Source organism: Bacillus sp. AFS023182, from assembly GCF_002560575.1.
GTDB lineage: Bacteria > Bacillota > Bacilli > Bacillales > Bacillaceae_G > Bacillus_A > Bacillus_A arachidis.
Genome location: NZ_NTRO01000169.1, coordinates 1 through 321, shown reverse-complemented (window position 1 = coordinate 321; position 321 = coordinate 1). Strand labels below are relative to the sequence as shown.

The following is a 321-nucleotide window of genomic DNA, read 5'->3' as shown; positions in this document are numbered from 1 at the left end:
AAAACATACTAAGATTAGTAGTGTAGACCAAGGCATTGGTTCGCACTACTATTTTTTATATAGTAGAAGTGAAGAGAAGGTCGTGGGTGTCTTGGGATCCTGAATCCGTATACAAAACTGACCTTCTTCACTTACCTTATTTGAATCAGTTTTTAGTATGTTGGTCTTCGAGATCGTGTATAAGAAATGAGAATCGATAAGTGTAAGTTGAAGACTTCAATTCCACCTGAGGAGGAGCTATATGAAACACGTTATTGCATTTGATGTCAGTATGGGTAAAAGTTATATGGTAATTTATAATGCACAAAAACAATGCGTATT

The 321-nt window shown here is 35.2% G+C and carries 1 pseudogene; it reads left to right on the top strand.

Annotated elements, in window-relative coordinates:
- Nucleotides 1-241: 241 nt before the first annotated feature.
- Nucleotides 242-321, top strand: a pseudogene (locus CN288_RS27990) (transposase); the annotation flags it as partial.